Source organism: Dellaglioa sp. CoH-56-MRSF-14 (assembly GCF_056782115.1).
In genome coordinates this window covers 1-1,690 of sequence record NZ_JBXAYB010000012.1, presented here as the reverse complement: position 1 = coordinate 1,690, position 1,690 = coordinate 1, and the positions used below count along the sequence as shown (strand labels likewise).

Genomic DNA, 1,690 nt, shown 5'->3' with positions numbered 1-1,690 from the left:
TGTACTAGGCCCTGTCAAGTTGACGGATGAAATAATATAAAATTTAATATGTTTCTAAATGGCTTTATCCCAGTATTCATCTGGGGTAAGGCCATTTCTTTGTGTTGAGCGATTGTAATGATTAAAATATTCAATTCCTGCTTCAACCAATTTCATAAGTTCTTGATAGGTCTTTGGCAGTGGCTGACGTGCCATCCATCGATTTTTAAATTCATTCCACCAACGCTCCATTGGAGCGTTATCGTATGGCGTTCCTGGTCGGGACATACTTCTAGTTACTTCATATCGATCAAGAGAACGATTAAATAGTTTTGAGGTATAAGCTGAACCGCGATCGGTGTGCACCATGGGGTGTACACTACCAGCACCTGAAAAGGCCTGCTGAAATACCTGGATTTCTGCTTCACTAGTTTCTGTAGGACTTAGATTATAGGCTAAAAGTCGCCGACCATAAAGATCTAAAACACCACTTAACCGAATTTTATATTCGCCATTTATGCCATATGAAAGCTCTGTTGAATCGGCCAACCAAACTTGGTTAGGTCTACTCACACTAAAATTTTGATTAAGAAGATTATCTTGGATATATTGTTCTGATTGTTTCACACGATTATGCTTCTTCGGATGTACTAAACATCGAATACCTAGTTCTCGCATAACTCGTCGAACCTGTTTGAAAGTAATGGGAAAATTAATTGATGTGTCAGCTTGTAAATTTACCAACATGTTTCCAGTACCAATCCCTTGTAGATTGAAATCAAACCAGTATTGGGTTCGCTCTTTAAGTTGTTTATTACGTGTCTCCCAAACTGTTTCTTGTCTTTTTAACCCTTTGTAGTAAGCCTGACGGCTAACGCCAACCATTTTTATAAGTTTTGTTATCGCACCATGCTTTTCTTGACTAACATTCTTAATCGCGTGATATGCCAGTCGTCTTTGCTTATTCACCCCTTGCGCTGAAGTTCCTGCCATTTTTTTATAAAGGCCGCATATAATTTTTGATCTTCGATTTGGCTTTCTAACTCGTGAATCCGTAGATTCGCTTTATCTAAATCTGTTAGTTCTGATTGATCTTTACGGTGACCACGATTATCGATTAGTGATTCATAACCACCTTGTCGTGCCTTAAGAACCCATGAACGGGCTTGTTGATAAGAGACACCGAAGTGTTCCGCAGTTTCATTATAACTATGTTTATCTTTGGTAATATATTCAACAATTGAAACGCGTTCTTCAAAAGAAGTTTTACGACTCATAATGGGAACCTGCCTTTTGGACGGTGACGCCGTCACCGTTTTATCCTCATTATACTTGGAAACCCAGTCTAATAGTTGTTTTTGTGATCGTAAACCAAACTTAAGTGCAACATCTGCTTGTGAATATTGACCCGTTAGATAAGTTAATACCGCTTCTAATTTCAGCGCTTTTGAATAGTGATTATTGTGGCGCGCTTCCTGTAAACCTTCAATACCATCGCGGTCATAGCGATCGACCCAACGTTTGAATAGATCTTTATTAATACCGTATTCTCGGGCAAAAGTTCTTCTCGGCATTCCGGACTTTCTAAATTCTTCGATAAACGTTAATTTTTCTAATGCTGAATACTTGGCTCTGGACATACAAAAATCCCTCCATGATTATCGGATGAAATTATATTATTTCATCTGACAACCATAAAGGGATTATTACA

The 1,690-nt window shown here is 38.3% G+C and carries 2 protein-coding genes; both read right to left on the bottom strand.

Going from position 1 to position 1,690, the window contains the following annotated elements; translation table 11 throughout:
- Nucleotides 1-54: 54 nt before the first annotated feature.
- On the bottom strand, nucleotides 55-972 hold the full coding sequence (locus AC1RPX_RS07585; RefSeq protein ID WP_481761993.1) for an IS3 family transposase: 918 nt from the start codon (nucleotides 970-972) through the stop codon (nucleotides 55-57).
- On the bottom strand, nucleotides 945-1,619 hold the full coding sequence (locus AC1RPX_RS07580; RefSeq protein WP_481761994.1) for a transposase: 675 nt from the start codon (nucleotides 1,617-1,619) through the stop codon (nucleotides 945-947). The genes AC1RPX_RS07585 and AC1RPX_RS07580 overlap by 28 nt, the downstream gene beginning before the upstream one ends.
- Nucleotides 1,620-1,690: the final 71 nt, after the last annotated feature.